This window comes from Streptomyces sp. BV286 (assembly GCF_019090165.1).
Lineage (GTDB): Bacteria > Actinomycetota > Actinomycetes > Streptomycetales > Streptomycetaceae > Streptomyces.
This window is the reverse complement of the sequence record NZ_JAHRIB010000059.1, coordinates 46,280-64,309: the sequence shown is the minus strand read 5'-3', so window position 1 is coordinate 64,309 and position 18,030 is coordinate 46,280. Positions and strand designations below refer to the sequence as shown.

The 18,030-nt window shown below is 71.3% G+C and carries 13 protein-coding genes; 7 read left to right on the top strand and 6 right to left on the bottom strand.

All coding sequences use genetic code 11. From position 1 onward, the window contains the following. The first annotated feature begins 296 nt into the window (after positions 1-296). The 4 genes from KUF83_RS08360 to argF all read left to right on the top strand — a co-directional run bounded on the left by KUF83_RS08360 (position 297) and on the right by argF (position 6,957). Positions 297-1,790, top strand: a complete 1,494-nt coding sequence (locus KUF83_RS08360; protein WP_217453947.1) for a 3' terminal RNA ribose 2'-O-methyltransferase Hen1 — start codon at positions 297-299, stop codon at positions 1,788-1,790. Continuing rightward, on the top strand, positions 1,787-4,357 hold the full coding sequence (locus KUF83_RS08355; RefSeq protein WP_217453946.1) for a polynucleotide kinase-phosphatase: 2,571 nt from the start codon (positions 1,787-1,789) through the stop codon (positions 4,355-4,357). Before KUF83_RS08360 ends, KUF83_RS08355 begins: the two co-directional genes overlap by 4 nt. 208 nt (positions 4,358-4,565) lie before the next feature. Then, positions 4,566-5,792, top strand: coding sequence for an arginine deiminase (locus KUF83_RS08350; RefSeq protein ID WP_217453945.1), 1,227 nt, complete (start codon positions 4,566-4,568; stop codon positions 5,790-5,792). A gap of 157 nt (positions 5,793-5,949) precedes the next feature. Next, positions 5,950-6,957: an ornithine carbamoyltransferase gene (gene argF / locus KUF83_RS08345; RefSeq protein WP_217453944.1), complete on the top strand. Its 1,008-nt coding sequence runs from the start codon at positions 5,950-5,952 to the stop codon at positions 6,955-6,957. A gap of 60 nt (positions 6,958-7,017) precedes the next feature. On the opposite strand, the gene KUF83_RS08340 is transcribed toward argF, so the two are convergent. From KUF83_RS08340 to KUF83_RS08330, 3 genes are all read right to left on the bottom strand, one after another. Next, positions 7,018-7,470, bottom strand: a complete 453-nt coding sequence (locus tag KUF83_RS08340) for an ATP-binding protein (RefSeq protein ID WP_217453943.1) — start codon at positions 7,468-7,470, stop codon at positions 7,018-7,020. Between the two features lie 364 nt (positions 7,471-7,834). Then, positions 7,835-8,668, bottom strand: coding sequence for a PaaX family transcriptional regulator C-terminal domain-containing protein (locus KUF83_RS08335; protein ID WP_217453942.1), 834 nt, complete (start codon positions 8,666-8,668; stop codon positions 7,835-7,837). Positions 8,669-9,006: 338 nt separating this feature from the next. After that, positions 9,007-9,210, bottom strand: coding sequence for a DUF5999 family protein (locus KUF83_RS08330; RefSeq protein WP_217453941.1), 204 nt, complete (start codon positions 9,208-9,210; stop codon positions 9,007-9,009). A 233-nt stretch (positions 9,211-9,443) separates the two neighbouring features. On the opposite strand from KUF83_RS08330, the gene KUF83_RS08325 reads away from it, so the two are divergent. Further along, the gene (locus KUF83_RS08325) at positions 9,444-9,887 is read left to right on the top strand and encodes a DUF6299 family protein (RefSeq protein ID WP_217453940.1); all 444 of its coding nucleotides are present in this window, start codon (positions 9,444-9,446) and stop codon (positions 9,885-9,887) included. 70 nt (positions 9,888-9,957) lie between these two features. Here KUF83_RS08325 and KUF83_RS08320 read toward each other — a convergent pair whose 3' ends face one another. Continuing rightward, positions 9,958-11,670 carry a hypothetical protein gene (locus KUF83_RS08320; RefSeq protein WP_254643545.1) on the bottom strand — a complete coding sequence of 571 codons (1,713 nt, stop codon included), beginning with the start codon at positions 11,668-11,670 and terminating at the stop codon, positions 9,958-9,960. A 439-nt stretch (positions 11,671-12,109) separates the two neighbouring features. On the opposite strand from KUF83_RS08320, the gene KUF83_RS08315 reads away from it, so the two are divergent. Continuing rightward, positions 12,110-13,003: an alpha/beta hydrolase gene (locus tag KUF83_RS08315; protein ID WP_217453939.1), complete on the top strand. Its 894-nt coding sequence runs from the start codon at positions 12,110-12,112 to the stop codon at positions 13,001-13,003. Positions 13,004-13,079: 76 nt separating this feature from the next. On the opposite strand, the gene KUF83_RS08310 is transcribed toward KUF83_RS08315, so the two are convergent. Next, a complete protein-coding gene (locus KUF83_RS08310) occupies positions 13,080-14,609 on the bottom strand; it encodes a UDP-N-acetylglucosamine 1-carboxyvinyltransferase (RefSeq protein WP_217453938.1) in 1,530 nt (509 codons plus the stop codon). 63 nt (positions 14,610-14,672) lie between these two features. Continuing rightward, the gene (locus tag KUF83_RS08305; protein WP_217453937.1) at positions 14,673-14,879 is read right to left on the bottom strand and encodes a DUF4236 domain-containing protein; all 207 of its coding nucleotides are present in this window, start codon (positions 14,877-14,879) and stop codon (positions 14,673-14,675) included. A gap of 368 nt (positions 14,880-15,247) precedes the next feature. Here KUF83_RS08305 and acnA point away from each other — a divergent pair, with 368 nt between their 5' ends. After that, entirely contained in the window at positions 15,248-17,965 is a 2,718-nt protein-coding gene (gene acnA, locus KUF83_RS08300) for an aconitate hydratase AcnA (RefSeq protein WP_308402945.1), read from the top strand. Positions 17,966-18,030: the final 65 nt, after the last annotated feature.

Below are 18,030 nucleotides of genomic sequence, written 5' to 3'. Positions count from 1 at the left end.
GCGGCGCGGGCGCGTGCTCCGCCGGAGCAGCCGAGGGGACGAAAATGCCTGCGTGCGGCAGGGGTGTTCGCTGTACGTTGAGCAGGCGCGCCGACGAAGGGGCGCCGCGCGGGCGGCCTGCCGCAGCGCGGCGTACACACCGCTGCGAGGGCGAGTGAGGGCCAGGAGCGGTGATCTGGGGGCGCGCACTCCCATCGCTGTGGTTCGCCGGTGTCCGACGCGTGCGTGCCCCGGTGCGCCGTGATCGGGCAGCACGGTAGGTTCCCGCAGTTCAGAAGACGTTTCGAGGCAGAACAGTGTTCCTGACGATCAGTACCACCGGCTCCCCGGAGCGCCCCGCGACCGACCTCGGTTTCCTGCTGCACAAGCATCCCGACAAGACGCAGGCGTTCTCCACCTCCTACGGCAAGGCGCACGTCCTCTATCCCGAGGCGAGCGCGGAGCGCTGCACGGCGGCGTTGCTCCTGGAGGTCGACGCGGTCGCACTGGTCCGGCGCGGCAAGGGCAAGGGCCGTGGCGGCGCACCGGACGCGGCTCTCGCGCAGTACGTCAACGACCGCCCCTACGCCGCGTCCTCGCTGCTCGCCGTGGCGCTGAGCAGCGTGTTCTCCAGCGCGATGAAGGGGACGTGCCACGCCAGGCCCGAGCTGCCCGCGCGACCGCTGCCCCTGCGCATCGAGGTGCCGGCCCTGCCGGCCCGCGGCGGCGCCGGTCTCGTACGCGCGCTCTTCGAACCGCTCGGCTGGACGGTGGCTGCCGAACCCGTGGCGCTGGACCCGGAGTTCCCCGAGTGGGGCGACTCCCGGTATGTGAGCCTCGTCCTGGAGGGCGAGCAGCGTCTCGCCGACGCGCTGCGCCATCTGTACGTCCTGCTGCCGGTGCTCGACGACGCCAAGCACTACTGGGTCGCCAGTGACGAGGTCGACAAGCTGCTGCGGGCGGGGGAGGGCTGGCTTCCGGACCACCCGGAGCAGAAGCTGATCACCAGCCGCTATCTGTCGCGCCGCTGGTCGCTGACGCGGCAGGCCATGGAGCGGCTGGAGCTCGTCCGGCTCGCCGAGACGGACGACAGCGCGGTCGAGGAGATCGACAACGCGGTGGACGAGCAGGCGGACACCGAGGAGAAGCCGGTACCGCTCGCCGTCCGCCGACGGGACGCGATCGTCGCCGCGCTGAAGGCCGCCGATGCCGCTCGTGTGCTCGACCTCGGGTGCGGGCAGGGCCAGTTGGTGCAGGAGCTGCTGAAGGATCCGCGTTTCACCGAGATCGTCGGGGTCGACGTCTCGATGCGGGCCCTCACCATCGCCTCCCGGCGCCTCAAACTGGACCGCATGGGCGAGCGGCAGGCCGACCGCGTCAAGCTATTCCAGGGCTCGCTCGCGTACACCGACAAGCGGCTCAAGGGATACGACGCCGCGGTGCTGAGTGAGGTCGTCGAGCACCTCGACCTGCCGCGGCTGCCCGCCCTGGAGTACGCGGTGTTCGGTTCCGCGCGCCCGAGGACCGTGCTCGTGACGACACCGAACGTCGAGTACAACGTCCGCTGGGAGAGCCTCCCGGCCGGCCACGTCCGGCACGGCGACCACCGCTTCGAGTGGACCCGCGCCGAATTCCGGGACTGGGCGGGCGCGGTGGCCGCACGGCACGGGTACGGCGTGGAGTTCGTACCGGTCGGCCCCGACGACCCGGAGGTGGGGCCGCCGACGCAGATGGCCGTCTTCACCGCGGCCACCGAGACCGCAGCAAGCACTGCCATCACACGGAACGCGAAGGGGGAGAAGGCCGCATGAGCGACGACAACGAGACCAGGGTGCGCACGCTGCCCGTCACCGACCTCTCCCTCGTCGTGCTGATCGGCGCGTCCGGTTCGGGCAAGTCCACCTTCGCGCGCAAGCACTTCAAGCCGACCGAGGTGATCTCGTCGGACTTCTGCCGGGGCCTGGTCGCCGACGACGAGAACGACCAGAGCGCCAGCGGGGACGCCTTCGACGTCCTGCACTACATCGCGGGCAAGCGGCTCGCGGCGGGCCGGCGCACGGTCGTGGACGCGACCAACGTGCAGCAGGAGGCCCGCAAGCAGCTGATCGAGCTCGCCAGGAAGCACGACGTGCTGCCCATCGCCATCGTCCTCGACGTGCCCGAGCAGGTGTGCGCCGAGCGCAACGCCTCGCGCACCGACCGCGCGGACATGCCGCGCCGCGTCATCCAGCGGCACACCCGCGAACTGCGGCGCTCCCTGCGGCACCTGGAGCGCGAGGGGTTCCGGAAGGTGCACGTCCTGCGGGGCGCGGAGGAGGCGGAGAGCGCCGAGGTCCGCACCGAGAAGCGGTTCAACGACCTGACCCACCTCACCGGCCCGTTCGACATCATCGGCGACATCCACGGCTGCGCGTCCGAACTGGACGCCCTGCTGGGCAAGTTGGGCTACGCCGACGGCGTGCACCCGCAGGGGCGCACGGCCGTCTTCGTCGGCGACCTCGTCGACCGCGGCCCGGACTCCCCGGGCGTCCTGCGCCGGGTGATGTCCATGGTCGGCTCGGGCGACGCCCTGTGCGTGCCGGGCAACCACGAGAACAAGTACGGGCGTTACCTCAAGGGCCGCAAGGTCCAGCACACCCACGGCCTCGCCGAGACCATCGAGCAGATGGAGGGCGAGAGCGAGGAGTTCAAGCAGCAGGTGCGGGAGTTCGTCGACGGACTCGTCAGCCACTACGTCCTCGACGGCGGCCGTCTCGTCGTCTGCCACGCCGGGCTGCCCGAGAAGTACCACGGGCGTACGTCGGGCCGGGTGCGCTCGCACGCGCTGTACGGCGAAACCACCGGCGAGACCGACGAGTTCGGGCTGCCGGTGCGCTACCCGTGGGCCGAGGACTACCGCGGCCGGGCGGCCGTGGTCTACGGCCACACCCCCGTCCCGGAGGCCACCTGGCTGAACAACACCATCTGCCTGGACACCGGTGCCGTCTTCGGCGGCAAGCTCACCGCGCTGCGCTGGCCGGAGCGCGAACTCGTCGACGTACCGGCCGAGCGGGTCTGGTACGAGCCGGTCAAGCCGCTGGCCTCCGAGGCGCCGGGCGGTCACGAGGGACGGCCGCTCGACCTCGCGGACGTGCACGGCCGCCGGGTCGTCGAGACCCGGCACGCGGGCCGGGTCTCCGTGCGCGAGGAGAACGCGGCCGCGGCCCTGGAGGTCATGAGCCGCTTCGCCGTGGACCCGCGGCTGATGCCGTACCTGCCGCCGACCATGGCGCCCACCGCGACGTCCAAGGTGGAGGGCTACCTGGAGCACCCGGCCGAGGCCTTCGCGCAGTACCGGGCGGACGGGGTCGCCCGGGTCGTGTGCGAGGAGAAGCACATGGGGTCGCGGGCGGTGGCGCTGGTGTGCCGGGACGCCGGGACCGCGCGGGAGCGGTTCGGAGCGGCCGGCGCCTCGGGCGCGCTGTACACCCGTACCGGACGGCCGTTCTTCGCGGAACAGGCCGGCGGTTCGTCCGAGGGCCTCTCCGTCACCGAGGAGATCCTCGGGCGGGTGCGGGACGCGGTCACGGAGGCCGGGCTGTGGGAGGAGCTGGAGACGGACTGGGTGCTGCTCGACGCCGAGCTGCTGCCCTGGTCGCTGAAGGCGTCGGGGCTGCTGCGCTCGCAGTACGCCGCGGTGGGCGCGGCCGCCGGTGCCGTGTTCCCGGGAGCGGTCGCCGCACTCGAAGGGGCCGCGGCGCGGGGCGTCGACGTGGCGGACCTGCTCGCCAAGCAGCGTGAACGGGCCGTCGACGCGGCCTCCTTCACCGACGCCTACCGGCGGTACTGCTGGACCACGTCGGGCCTGGACGGCGTGCGGCTCGCGCCCTTCCAGATCCTCGCCGTCCAGGGGCGGAGCCTTGCGGGTGTGCCGCACGACGAGCAGCTCACGCTGATCGACCGGCTGGTGACGGCCGACCCGTCCGGACTGCTGCGGACCACCCGGCGTCTCTTCGTCGACACGGACGACCCGGCCTCGGTGGAGGCCGGCGTCGACTGGTGGCTGGAGATGACCGGCCGTGGCGGCGAGGGCATGGTCGTCAAGCCCGTCCAGGCCCTCGCGCGCGGCAAGGAGGGACGCCTGGTGCAGCCCGGGATCAAGTGCCGGGGCCGCGAGTACCTGCGGATCATCTACGGGCCGGAGTACACCCGGCCCGAGAACCTCGACCGGCTGAGGGGCCGCTTCCTCAACCACAAGCGCTCGCTCGCGCTCCGCGAGTACGCGCTGGGGCTGGAGGCGCTGGACCGGCTGGCGGAGGGCGAGCCGCTGTGGCGGGTCCACGAGGCGGTGTTCGGGGTACTGGCCCTGGAGTCGGAGCCGGTGGACCCGCGGCTGTAGAGGTCTGCAGGGGTCGCCTCGCCCTGGAGCGCACGCTTTCGGAACCCCGGACGGGCTGAGAGCCTCAGCCCGTCCGGGGTTCCGGCGTTCCGGGAAGCCGGGAAGCCGGGAAGCGGGGGCGCCGGGGTCCGGGCGGGCAGGAGCGGCGGGGGCGAAAACCTCCGCACTTCGGTGGGTGAACGCGCGTCCGGATGGTCAGGATGGAGACATGGCATTCCATGTCGACTCCGAGGCCGGGCGCCTGCGCCGCGTCATCCTGCACCGGCCGGATCTGGAGCTCAAAAGGCTCACCCCCAGCAACAAGGACGCCCTGCTCTTCGACGACGTGCTGTGGGTGCGCAGGGCCCGCGCGGAGCACGACGGTTTCGCGGACGTCCTGCGGGACCGCGGAGTCACCGTCCACCTCTTCGGTGACCTGCTGACCGAGACCATGGCCATCCCGGCGGCCCGGTCGCTCGTCCTGGACCGGGTCTTCGACGAGAAGGAGTACGGGCCGCTCGCCACCGACCACCTGCGGGCCGCCTTCGAGACGCTGCCGGCGGGCGAGCTGGCCGAGGTGCTGGTCGGCGGGACGACCAAGCGGGAGTTCCTGGAGGCCCACGCGGAGCCGACGTCCGTGCGCTTCCACGTCATGGACCTCGACGACTTCCTGCTCGGACCGCTGCCCAACCACCTCTTCACCCGCGACACCTCCGCCTGGATCTACGACGGCGTCTCCATCAACGCCATGCGCTGGCCCGCGCGCAGACGCGAGACCGTGCACTTCGAGGCGATCTACCGGCACCACCCGCTGTTCAGAGAAGAAACGTTCAACGTGTGGTCCGAGGGGCAGGCCGACTACCCGTCCACCATCGAGGGCGGCGACGTACTCGTCATCGGCAACGGCGCCGTGCTCATCGGCATGAGCGAGCGGACCACCCCCCAGGCCGTGGAGATGCTCGCGCACAAGCTCTTCGCCACCGGCTCGGCACAGACGATCGTGGCGCTCGACATGCCGAAGAAGCGTGCCCTCATGCACCTCGACACGGTGATGACGATGGTCGACGGCGACACCTTCACCCAGTACGCGGGGCTCGGCATGCTCCGCTCGTACACCATCGAACCGGGCGTCGGCGACAAGGAACTGAAGGTCACCGACCACCCGCCGGAGCACATGCACCGCGCGATCGCCGCGGCACTGGGGCTCGACAGGATCCGCGTACTGACCGCCACGCAGGACGTCCACGCCGCCGAGCGCGAACAGTGGGACGACGGCTGCAACGTCCTCGCGGTCGAGCCGGGCGTCGTCGTCGCCTACGAGCGGAACCAGACCACGAACACGCATCTGCGCAAGCAGGGCATCGAGGTGATCGAGATCCCGGGGAGCGAACTGGGGCGGGGGCGCGGCGGACCGCGCTGCATGAGCTGCCCGGTCGAGCGGGACCCGGTGGGCTAGGCCCGGTTTCCGAGGGCCCCTGACGCGTCGCGCCGCCCCGGAGCGGGACCGATGCCCGGGGAGCGGGACAGTCGTCTCGAAAACGAGACCGTATAGAAATGTGGAGCGTCGTATAGAATTCCAAGAGTCCCTGTTTACGTAACCCTGGAGCGCCCCCATGGCGACAGTCCCGTACGCCCTCGCCGGCCGACACTTCCTGAAGGAGCTGGACTTCACGCAGGAGGAGTTCCGCGGCCTGATCGAGCTCGCCGCCGAGCTGAAGGCGGCGAAGAAGGCCGGGACGGAGACCCAGCACCTGCGGGGCCGGAACATCGCGCTGATCTTCGAGAAGACCTCGACGCGCACGCGCTGTGCCTTCGAGGTCGCGGCGGCGGACCAGGGCGCGTCGACCACGTACCTGGACCCGTCCGGCTCGCAGATAGGGCACAAGGAGTCCGTGAAGGACACCGCTCGGGTGCTCGGCCGGATGTTCCACGCGATCGAGTACCGGGGGGACAGCCAGGAGGGCGTCGAGGAGCTGGCGGCCCACGCCGGCGTGCCCGTCTACAACGGCCTGACCGACGCCTGGCACCCGACGCAGATGCTGGCCGACGTGCTCACCATGGCCGAGCACTCGGCCAAGCCGCTCGACGAGATCGCCTTCGCCTACCTCGGCGACGCCCGCCTCAACATGGGCAACTCGTACCTGGTCACCGGGGCGCTGCTCGGCATGGACGTACGGATCGTCGCGCCCAGGGCCTACTGGCCCGCCGAGGAGGTCGTGGAGCAGGCGCGTGAGCTCGCCGTGCGCAGCGGGGCGCGGATCACGCTCACCGAGGAGGTCACCGAGGGTGTCGCGGGCGCCGACTTCGTCGCCACGGACGTGTGGGTCTCGATGGGGGAGCCCAAGGAGGTCTGGGACGAGCGCATCGTCGCCCTCGGCCCGTACGCCGTGACGATGGACGTCCTGCGCGCCACCGGCAACGCGGACGTCAAGTTCCTGCACTGCCTGCCCGCCTTCCACGACCTGGGCACCAAGGTCGGCCGCGAGATCCACGAGCGGCACGGCCTGGACTCCCTGGAGGTCACCGACGAGGTCTTCGAGTCGGCCCACTCGGTCGTCTTCGACGAGGCGGAGAACCGGCTGCACACGATCAAGGCGGTCCTGGTGGCGACGCTGGCCTGAGCGCCCGGCGCCGTTACCGGCTCACGCGGGGGTGTGACCTGCGGAATCGCTCGGGCGTCGCTATGCCGGCTTCCGCTGGTGCGGTACCACCGGCAGCCGGAACCAGACCGCCTTCCCGGACTCCGTCGGGCGATGGCCGCACGACGAGCTGAGGGTGCGGATCAGCAGCAGCCCGCGGCCGTGCTCCTGCCAGGGGTCCGGCTCGTCCGACGGATCGGGGACCGTGAGATCGCCCGGCGGGGCCGGATCGGGGTCGTGCACCTCCACCTGACACCCGGTGGGCAGGAGCTCCACGACCAGCTCTATGGGGGCGTCGCCCCTGGTGTGCTCCACGGCGTTGGCCACCAGCTCCGCGGTGAGCAGTTCCGCGGTGTCGCTGTCGGCGGTGTACTCGATCTCGGCGAGTGCGGTACGGACCAGGGCGCGGGCGACGGGCACGGCCGCTGCGGTGTGCGGCAGGGCGATGCGCCAGGAGGCTGGGGCGTGTGGCTCGTGCAAGGCGGGTCCGTTCATGGAGCAGGATGTCCTGCTTTCAACTTTAGGAATGGTACGACGCAACCGGACAGAGGCGCTCGGCGGGCACTTTTCGGGACGTTCGGCCTGCTGTCGGGCTGCTTACCCAGATGAACGGTCTGTCTCCCGCGGTCTGCTCCCGTCGTTACCGTGCTATCGACGAGTCGTGACCCGGCGAACGGAGTCGTGACTCCGTGACCCGTTCTGTCGCGTGTCCATGACGGAAGTCCTGGAGGGCTGACAGGCCCCTGGTGTAGCGCGCCTCCCAGCGCGGGCGCACGGCGTCCGGGCCGTACGAAGCGGCCGTCGGCACGGCCGCGACGCCCAGGTCGGCCGGCCCTCAGCGCGGCCGCCCCGCGCCGCTTCAGGCCCGGGGCGGCCGCGCCGGTACGCCCGCGAAGGCCGCCCCGGCGTCCCGCAGCCGCTCGTGCAGGGCCCGGAACACCGCCGCCGAGCGGGCGCCGGGCCAGTCCTGGGGGAGCAGCGCGGGAGGCAGCCCCGGATCGGCGTACGGGAGGTGGCGCCAGGAGTCGAGAGCGAACAGATAGTCGCGGTACGCCTCCTCGTCGGGGGTGTCCGACCGTGCCTCCCAGTCGTGCAGCACGCGCGCGTGGCGGTCGAGGAACGCCTCGTGCTGCTTGGCGATCGCGGCCAGGTCCCACCAGCGCGCGACCGCCTCGGCCGTCGGCGCATACCCCAGGTGCTCCCCGCGGAACAGCTCCACGTACGCGTCGAGCCGCAGCCGCTCCAGCGTGTGACGGGTCTCCTCGTAGAGACGGGAGGGGGCGAGCCACACCCCCGGTGCGGCCGTCCCGAAGCCGAGACCGGACAGGCGGGAGCGCAGCACGTGACGTTTCTGCCGCTCGGACTCCGGCACGGAGAACACGGCGAGGACCCAGGTGTCGTCCGCGGGGGGCGAGGCCGCGTAGACCCGCCGGTCGCCGTCGTCGAGCAGCTGCCGCGCGTCCGGCGACAGGGCGTACCCGGCGGCGCCGGTCGCGGTGCGGGCCGGCAGGAGCAGCCCGCGGCGTTTGAGCCGGGACACCGACGAACGCACGGAGGGCGCGTCCACGCCGACCGCGGCCAGCAGCCGGATCAGTTCGGCCACGGGTACGGGACCTGGGGCGAAGCGGCCGTACGCGCCGTAGAAGGTGACGATGAGGGACCGGGGGGCGTGCTGCTCGGACACGTTGATCACTCTAGATCGTCACCGTCACCGGAGATCACCAACCGGGGGCAGGGGATCACTTTCCGTTCGTACGGAACGACCCTCCGCGCGTCCCGGGTTGACGCCCCGGGGGTGCCTGAGCTCCAAGGTCATCCGCTCCCTGTCGTGGTGGGACGGCACCAGGAGCGTATCGATGTCCTGACGACAGTCAACGGGGCGCGATAACCGGCTTTCGCCGTCCGGTGGCTCTCATGGCCCAGCGGTTCTGACGTCCGGTGGCTGTCATGGCCGGTGGCTCGCGTGCCCCTGTCGGCGCCCGGCCCCGTGCCGGCGCCCGGCCTCGTGTCGTCGACACAGTCCGGGAGTGGTCAGGCGGCGATGGCCAACTGCGCGGCCGGCACCCGGTGCGGGCCGACGACCCGTCCGTCGGGCAGCAGCGCGCCGGTGTCGTCGAAGACGATCGCGCCGTCGCACAGCAGGTACCAGCCCTGCTCGGGGTGGGCGGCGACGATGTGCGCGTCGTCGCGGTCCGGGCGGCCGGCGGAGGGGCACGAAGTCTGGTGAGAACACATGATGGGCCTCCGCCTGCGAGGAGTTGGTCGGCGTCGTCGCCGCTCGTATGGATAGACCATGCGCCTGCCGAGAACTCATCGGAACAGCCGGAAGGGAAACGTGACAACACGCGGACAACACTCGGACGAGCCCAGGACGGACGGTGCGGACTCGCCACCAAAGGGGTGATGATCACGCTCGCGGGCGCGCCGGGCCGGTACCTGTGGAGGCCCCACTTCCAGGAGGTACTCCGATGACATTGCGCCAGGTCATGGGCACAGCCGCCGGTTCGGCCCTGCTGCTGCTCGCCGCCCCTTCCGCGCACGCCCTGTCCCAACCACCCGCGTCCGCCGCGCCGTTCGAGACGGTGACCGTCGACCCGACGGGCAGCGTCACGGCGGACGGCACGGTCACGCTGTCCGGCACCTACCGGTGCACGGGCGGTACCGGTCCGGTCTTCGTGAGCTCCTCCCTGGGCCAGGGCGAGAGCGGCGTCCGCAAGGGTGTCGGCGGCACCAGCGCGGTCTGCGACGGGGCCGAGCACCGCTGGACGAACACCGACCGCACGGAGCCGGGCCGGTTCAAGCCCGGCGCGGCACGGGTCGAGGCCTCGCTGATGGAACTGCGCTCCGGCGGGGGCCTTCCGCTGCCGTACTTCCACGCGGCACAGAAGCAGGACGTCACGCTCGTCGGCTGACACCGCCGAGCGCGCCACGATCCGGCCCGCCCCCTGGAGCCCCGAGAGGGCAGGAGGGCGGGCCGGGCCGTCAGCCGTCCCTCCGTTTTCCGCCGCGTTCCGGCAGGCAGCCGCCGTCCTCCAAGGGCCCGTCCGCATAGCTGGAGTCGAGCCGGTAGACCCCCGCCCGCCGCACGGTCAGCCGCGTCCAGGGCCCGTCAGGGCGTACGCAGGCCCCGTCGGCCCGCAGCCACGGCGAGTACCGCACCCGTACGGTCACCGTGCCGGCGCGCGGCACCTTCAGCACCACGGCGGCCTCGCCCGCCCGCACCACCCTGGCCGGTGCCGAGACGAGCGGCTCCGCGTCCAGGACGCGGTAGATCCTCCAATGAGCGTCGCGCCAGACGGGCTTCAGCCAGTCCTGCCCGGAGGTGACCAGGGCCGCCTCGTGCTCGGCGGGCCCGTCGGGTGTCCCGTTCGGCACGACGACGTGACCGACGGCCCAGTGGCGCAGCCAGGCGTGATAGCGCGGCGCGTCGAGGGCCTCCTCGTAGAACAGGCGCCCCCGCTCGACGTCCAACTGCCGGTTCCAGCCCCGCATCAGCTGTGCGTGCGGGGCGAAGAGGGCGGCTTCTCGGTGGTTGCGCGCGGGCACCACCTCGACCCGGTCGCGATCCGCGCCCAGCCGGTCGAGTTCCCTGAGCACCCCGTCGGTGTGGACGGCCCAGGCCGGTACGGACGTGGCGACCCGCAGGTCGCTGACGGTCGTCACGCCGGTCCAGACGACCGACGCGGCGAGCGCGAGGGCGAGCGGGCGCGCCCGGGCCGTGACGGCCCGGAGCCCGCCGGGCCGCACGGCGGACCTCAGGCACACGAACAGCAGCGCCGGGGCGAAGAGCGCCGCGAGCCGTTCCACGTTGGTGCCGATCGGCGAGGGGACGAGACAGGTCAGCACCACCCCGACGGCGTAGACGGCCGCCCCGGCCCGCACCACCCGCCACGCCCGGGGAGCCGCCCACACCACGGCGGCGGACAGGACCACCGGCATCACCATGCGGCCCGCGGCCATCGGCTGCTCACCCTGGAAGGGGAACAGAGCGGCCGTCAGCGCGACGACGGCGACGGGCGGCACGCAGAGCACGAGGCACCTGGCGTAGCGCCGGTCGAGCAGATACCCGGCGCCGGCCACCAGCAGGAAGAGCCCGGCCACCGGGCTCGCCAGGGTCGCGAGCAGTGCGCCCAGCGCGCCCGCGGTCAGCCGGCCCGCCCGGTCCGGCCGCCCGGCCAGCGCCAGCAGACCTCCGAGCCCGAAGGCCAGCCCGAGGGCGAACGTGGTGCGGCCCGAGGCGACGTTCGCCCACAGCCCGAACGCGCCGAGCAGCGCGGGCCACAGCGGCGCCCTGTCCACGGTCCGCTCCAGCAGCGCGCCCAGCAGCCAGGTGGCCGTCACCCCGGCGAGGACGGAGACGGTGCGCACGCCCAGCACCGCCATCAACGGAGGTGACAGCACGCTGTAGTTGGCGGTGTGCGTGCCGCCGTACCAGAAGAGCCCGTACGCCGTGTCGGGGTTGCGGGCGACGAAGCCCGCCCAGGCGTACTGGGCGGCGAGGTCGCCGCCGCCCGTCGCGAGGAAGACCGCCCACACCCCGTACAGCGGAAGAACGGCGAGCACCGCGAGCGCCGCGGCCCGCCGCCACCACGGCCGCGGCGGCAGCGGCCGGTACCCGGATGTCCGGCGGGCCTCACGGACGCGGTCCGGCCCGGGCGGAGCGGGGACCGGCACGGACAACGGCTGAACGGACATGGAGGCGGTTCCTGAGGCAGGGCGGGGGCGGACGGGGGGGGAGGACGGGGACGGACGGGAGGCAGGCGGTCCGGCGACCGGTGCAACGACCCGCCGCCACCGGCCGTCACGCTCCGCGGGCGCCGCCCCCCGGATGCCTCGGAAGAGACCCGCGAGCCCCGTCGCCTGCCGCGTCGGGCGGACCGCATGCGCTGCCCCGTCCTGATGCCCGTCGGATGCCGCCCGCCCGGCCAACTGCCCGACTGCCCGACTGCCCGTTCCCGTCTGCGGCAGCGGCAGCGGCAGCGGCAGCGTCTGTGTCTGCGGTCCGAGGCTCCGGGAATGGCCCACCGCCGCGGGCACTCTTTTCGTTCCCGTCCCACCGTTGCGCGATGCGGTGCGGGCGGTTCATTATCAGGAATCCTGTTAATTTAACGTTGCAGTGATTGGTGGCCGAGCCATGCCCTTCAGCCCCGGAATCCAGGCCAGAGCGGTCCAGCTGCTGCTCGGCCGCGTGATGTCCCGCGTACACAAGGACCTGCGGTTCACCGACGTCCCGAAGCGGACCGAGGTCCTCCGCGTGGAGACCGGTGCAGGGCCGGTGACCTGTACCATCTACCGTCCGCCGGCCGGCGCGGCGGCTCCCGCCCCCGTGTACGTCAACTTCCACGGCGGCGGTTTCGTGGTCGCCCGACCCCAGCAGGACGACCACATCTGCCGCTACATAGCCGCCACGGCCGGCTGCGTCGTGATCAACGTGGACTACGCCGTGGCCCCGCAGCGGCCGTTCCCCGCTCCCGTCACCCAGGCCTACGACGTCACCGAGTGGATCGCCGGGAACGGTGCCACGGGCGGCTGGGACGGCTCGCGACTCGCCGTGGGCGGACACAGCGCCGGCGGCAACCTGACCGCCGCGGTCTGCCGCACGGCCCGCGACCGCGGCACCTTCACGCCCCGGCTCCAGATCCTCGACTCGGCGCCGTTCGACCAGCTCGCCGACCCGGCCACCAAGCCGTCACCCCTCGCCAAGCCGCTGCTCACGCCGCAGCTCATGCGGATCTTCACCGCCGCCTACGTCCCGGACCCCGCGGACCTCACGCATCCTCTGGTCTCGCCCGGACTCGCGGACGACCTCGCCGGACTGCCGCCCGCCCTGGTCGTCACCGCGCGGAACGACCGCCTGTACGAGGAGGGCGCCACCTACGCGAAGGCCCTGGAGGCCGCCGGCGTGCCGGTCACCCACCGCGTCTTCGAGGGCGTCGACCACTACTTCACCCACACCGGCCCGGTGCCGGAAGGGAAGGAAGCGATCGACCTGATGGCCACCACCCTGCGCACGGCTCTGAGCGCCTGACGCAGGTCGGCCGCCGTCACGCGACCGCCCCCGTCCGAGAAGGGGCGATCGGCGAGAGGGCGGCGGCACCCGCGTGTCAGATGTCCCGGAAGATCTCGATCTGCGCCCCGACCGAGTTGAGCCTCTCGGCGAGTTCCTCGTAGCCGCGGTTGATGACGTACACGTTCCGCAGTACGGACGTGCCCTCGGCCGCCATCATCGCCAGCAGGACGACGACCGCGGGGCGCAGGGCGGGCGGGCACATCATCTCGGCGGCGCGCCAGCGGGTCGGGCCCTCGACCAGCACGCGGTGCGGGTCGAGGAGCTGGAGTCGCCCGCCGAGGCGGTTGAGGTCCGTGAGGTAGATCGCGCGGTTGTCGTAGACCCAGTCGTGGATCAGCGTCTTGCCCTGCGCGGAGGCCGCGATGGCCGCGAAGAACGGAACGTTGTCGATGTTCAGACCCGGGAACGGCATCGGGTGGATCTTGTCGATCGGCGCCTCCAGCTTGGAGGGCCGGACGGTCAGGTCCACCAGGCGCGTACGGCCGTTGTCCGCGAAGTACTCGGGCGTACGGTCGTGGTCGAGTCCCATCTCCTCCAGGACCGCCAGCTCGATCTCCAGGAACTCGATCGGCACGCGGCGCACGGTCAGCTCGGACTCGGTGACGACCGCGGCGGCCAGCAGGCTCATCGCCTCGACCGGGTCCTCGGACGGCGAGTAGTCCACGTCGACGTCGATGTTCGGCACGCCGTGCACGGTGAGCGTCGTGGTGCCGATGCCCTCCACCCGGACACCCAGGGCCTCCAGGAAGAAGCACAGGTCCTGGACCATGTAGTTGGAGGAGGCGTTGCGGATGACGGTCGTGCCGTCGTGGCGGGCGGCGGCCAGCAGCGCGTTCTCCGTCACCGTGTCGCCGCGCTCGGTCAGCACGATGGGGCGGCCCGGGGTCACCTTGCGGTCCACGCGCGCGTGGTAGAGGCCCTCGGTGGCCGCGATGTCCAGACCGAACCGCCGCAACGCGATCATGTGCGGCTCGATGGTCCGCGTCCCCAGGTCGCAGCCGCCCGCGTACGGCAGCTTGAAGTTGTCCATGCGGTGCAGCAGCGGGCCGAGGAACATGATGATCGAGCGGGTGCGGCGGGCGGCCGCCGCGTCGATGGCCGCCATCTCCAGCTCGGCCGGCGGCACGATCTCCAGATCGACGCCGTTGTTGATCCACCGGGTGCGTACGCCGATGGAGCCGAGCACCTCCAGAAGGCGGTACACCTCCTCGATGCGCGCGACGCGGCGCAGCACCGTGCGGCCCCGGTTCAGGAGGGTCGCACAGAGCAGCGCCACGCACGCGTTCTTGCTGGTCTTCACGTCGATCGAGCCGGAGAGCCGGCGGCCGCCGACCACGCGCAGATGCATCGGGCCCGCGTAGCCGAGCGAGACGATCTCGCTGTCCAGCGCTTCACCGATTCGAGCGATCATCTCAAGGCTGATGTTTTGGTTGCCTCGCTCGATGCGGTTCACTGCACTCTGGCTGGTGCCGAGCGCCTCGGCCAGCTGCGTCTGTGTCCAGCCCCGATGCTGACGGGCGTCACGGATGAGCTTGCCGATGCGTACGAGGTAGTCGTCTGCCATGGCGGCAGGCTATCTCACATATGAGATGCGGCATCTCGGGGGAGCCGTTGGAGTGACGCTGCCTCAGCGGCGCTTGGGGCGCTTGCTGGTGGTGGTGCGACGCCAGCCGAAGGGGCCGGGCAGGTCCATCGATGTGGTCCGCCGCCCCGTGCTGCTGTGCGTCTGCCGGGGCCCGTTGCGGCCGCCCGTGGTGATGGACCAGGACTTCCTGTTGATGTTCAGTCGCACCCCGGGCAGGATCTGGAAGCTCTTGCGGAACGTGAGGGCCATGAGTGCCTCCTTTCGTCCGGACCCAGGTACCCCGAATGCCGGTCGGTACGCCGAACGGCCTTGAGTCCGGGGCGGGTTCGGCTCCGGAGTCGCCGGCGGGAGTCCGTGCGGAGTGTCCGCCGGGGTGGCATTCGTCCTGGAGGGAACGGGTCCGCCCGGCCCCGATGCGTGACAGGACACACCCTCCGGGCATGACCGCCCAGCGGTCATGTACTAGAGTTATCTCGACATCGAGATATCTGCCGAGGCGTGCCGCAGCCGCCCGGGACCGGTAAGGGTTACCTAACTTAGCCTCACCTTAGCGGATCGGCCAAGAGGGCGTGGCGGCAGGATGCGGTGGTACGCGCACATGAATGAAGGAGACTGTCGTGTCGGCGAACAGCTTCGACGCCCGTAGCACGCTCAGCGTGGGCGACGAGTCGTACGAGATCTTCCGGCTGGACAAGGTGGAAGGCTCGGCCCGCCTTCCGTACAGCCTGAAGGTGCTGCTGGAGAACCTGCTCCGGACCGAGGACGGCGCGAACATCACCGCCGACCACATCCGGTCCATCGGCAACTGGGACTCCCAGGCCCAGCCCAGCCAGGAGATCCAGTTCACGCCCGCCCGCGTGATCATGCAGGACTTCACGGGTGTGCCCTGTGTCGTGGACCTCGCCACCATGCGTGAGGCCGTCAAGGAGCTCGGCGGCGACCCGGCGAAGGTCAACCCGCTCTCCCCGGCCGAGCTGGTCATCGACCACTCCGTCATCGCCGACAAGTTCGGCACCAACGAGGCGTTCGCCCAGAACGTCGAGCTGGAGTACGGCCGCAACAAGGAGCGCTACCAGTTCCTGCGCTGGGGCCAGACCGCGTTCGACGACTTCAAGGTCGTCCCGCCGGGCACCGGCATCGTCCACCAGGTGAACATCGAGCACCTGGCCCGCACGGTGATGGTCCGCAACGGCCAGGCGTACCCGGACACCCTCGTCGGCACCGACTCGCACACCACCATGGTCAACGGCCTCGGCGTGCTCGGCTGGGGCGTCGGCGGCATCGAGGCCGAGGCCGCGATGCTCGGCCAGCCGGTCTCGATGCTCATCCCGCGCGTCGTCGGCTTCAAGCTGACCGGTGAGCTGCCGGCCGGCACCACCGCCACCGACCTCGTGCTCACCATCACCGAGATGCTCCGCAAGCACGGCGTCGTCGGCAAGTTCGTCGAGTTCTACGGCGAGGGTGTGGCCGCGACCTCGCTCGCCAACCGCGCCACCATCGGCAACATGTCGCCGGAGTTCGGCTCCACCGCCGCGATCTTCCCGATCGACGACGAGACCCTGAAGTACCTGCGCCTGACCGGCCGTGACGCCCAGCAGGTCGCGCTCGTCGAGGCGTACGCCAAGGAGCAGGGCCTCTGGCTCGACCCGGCCGCCGAGCCCGACTTCTCCGAGAAGCTGGAGCTCGACCTCTCGACGGTCGTCCCCTCCATCGCCGGCCCGAAGCGCCCGCAGGACCGCATCGTCCTCGCGAACGCCGCCGAGCAGTTCAAGACGGACGTCCGCAACTACGTCGACGACGTGGACGAGGCCGGCAAGGAGTCCTTCCCGGCCTCCGACTCCCCGGCCGTCGCCCCGAACGGCGCCCCGTCCAACCCGGTCACGGTGACCGCCCCCGACGGCTCGACGTACGAGATCGACCACGGCGCGGTGACGGTCGCGGCCATCACCTCCTGCACCAACACCTCGAACCCGTACGTCATGGTGGCCGCCGCGCTCGTCGCGAAGAAGGCCGTCGAGAAGGGCCTGACCCGCAAGCCGTGGGTCAAGACCACGCTCGCCCCGGGCTCCAAGGTCGTCACCGACTACTTCGACAAGGCGGGGCTCACCCCCTACCTCGACAAGGTCGGCTTCAACCTCGTCGGCTACGGCTGCACCACCTGCATCGGCAACTCCGGCCCGCTGCCGGAGGAGGTCTCCAAGGCCGTCAACGACCACGACCTCGCGGTCACCTCGGTCCTCTCCGGCAACCGGAACTTCGAGGGCCGGATCAACCCCGACGTCAAGATGAACTACCTGGCCTCCCCGCCGCTGGTCGTCGCGTACGCCCTCGCGGGCTCCATGAAGGTGGACATCACCAAGGACGCGCTCGGCGTCGACCAGGACGGCAAGCCCGTCTTCCTGGAAGACATCTGGCCGACCGAGGCCGAGGTCAACGACGTCGTGGCGAACGCCATCGGCGAGGACATGTTCAACAAGTCCTACCAGGACGTCTTCGCGGGCGACGCGCAGTGGCAGGCGCTGCCGATCCCGACCGGCAACACCTTCGAGTGGGACGCCCAGTCGACCTACGTGCGCAAGCCCCCGTACTTCGAGGGCATGACGATGGAGACCACCCCGGTCTCCGACATCACCGGCGCGCGCGTCCTGGCCAAGCTGGGCGACTCGGTCACCACCGACCACATCTCCCCGGCCGGCGCGATCAAGGCCGACACCCCGGCCGGCAAGTACCTCACCGAGCACGGTGTGGAGCGTCGTGACTTCAACAGCTACGGCTCGCGCCGAGGCAACCACGAGGTCATGATCCGCGGCACGTTCGCCAACATCCGCCTGCGCAACCAGATCGCGCCGGGCACCGAGGGCGGCTACACCCGGGACTTCACCCAGCCGGACGCGCCGGTGTCGTTCATCTACGACGCCTCGCGCAACTACATCGAGCAGGGCACCCCGCTGGCCATCCTGGCCGGCAAGGAGTACGGCTCCGGCTCGTCCCGTGACTGGGCCGCCAAGGGCACCGCGCTCCTCGGCGTCAAGGCCGTCATCGCCGAGTCGTACGAGCGCATCCACCGCTCGAACCTCATCGGCATGGGCGTGCTCCCGCTCCAGTACCCGGAGGGCGCCAGCGCCGAGTCCCTCGGCCTCACCGGCGAGGAGACCTTCTCCTTCACCGGCGTCGAGGAGCTGAACAACGGCACCACCCCGCGCACGGTGAAGGTCACCACCGACACCGGCGTCGAGTTCGACGCCGTCGTCCGCATCGACACCCCCGGCGAGGCGGACTACTACCGCAACGGCGGCATCATGCAGTACGTCCTGCGCAGCCTGATCCGCAAGTAGGCAGCCTGCTCCGCAAGCACGCCGAACGGCGAAGGGCCGCGCTCCCATGGGGAGCGCGGCCCGAC

Coding starts and splice junctions, on each gene's coding strand:
- KUF83_RS08355 (WP_217453946.1), top strand. CDS start 1,787: ATGAGCGACGACAACGAGACCAGGGTGCGCACGCTGCCCGTCACCGAC.
- KUF83_RS08320 (WP_254643545.1), bottom strand. CDS start 11,670: ATGTCCGTTCAGCCGTTGTCCGTGCCGGTCCCCGCTCCGCCCGGGCCG.
- KUF83_RS08315 (WP_217453939.1), top strand. CDS start 12,110: ATGCCCTTCAGCCCCGGAATCCAGGCCAGAGCGGTCCAGCTGCTGCTC.
- KUF83_RS08330 (WP_217453941.1), bottom strand. CDS start 9,210: ATGTGTTCTCACCAGACTTCGTGCCCCTCCGCCGGCCGCCCGGACCGC.
- KUF83_RS08310 (WP_217453938.1), bottom strand. CDS start 14,609: ATGGCAGACGACTACCTCGTACGCATCGGCAAGCTCATCCGTGACGCC.
- KUF83_RS08325 (WP_217453940.1), top strand. CDS start 9,444: ATGACATTGCGCCAGGTCATGGGCACAGCCGCCGGTTCGGCCCTGCTG.
- argF (WP_217453944.1), top strand. CDS start 5,950: ATGGCGACAGTCCCGTACGCCCTCGCCGGCCGACACTTCCTGAAGGAG.
- KUF83_RS08305 (WP_217453937.1), bottom strand. CDS start 14,879: ATGGCCCTCACGTTCCGCAAGAGCTTCCAGATCCTGCCCGGGGTGCGA.
- KUF83_RS08340 (WP_217453943.1), bottom strand. CDS start 7,470: ATGAACGGACCCGCCTTGCACGAGCCACACGCCCCAGCCTCCTGGCGC.
- KUF83_RS08350 (WP_217453945.1), top strand. CDS start 4,566: ATGGCATTCCATGTCGACTCCGAGGCCGGGCGCCTGCGCCGCGTCATC.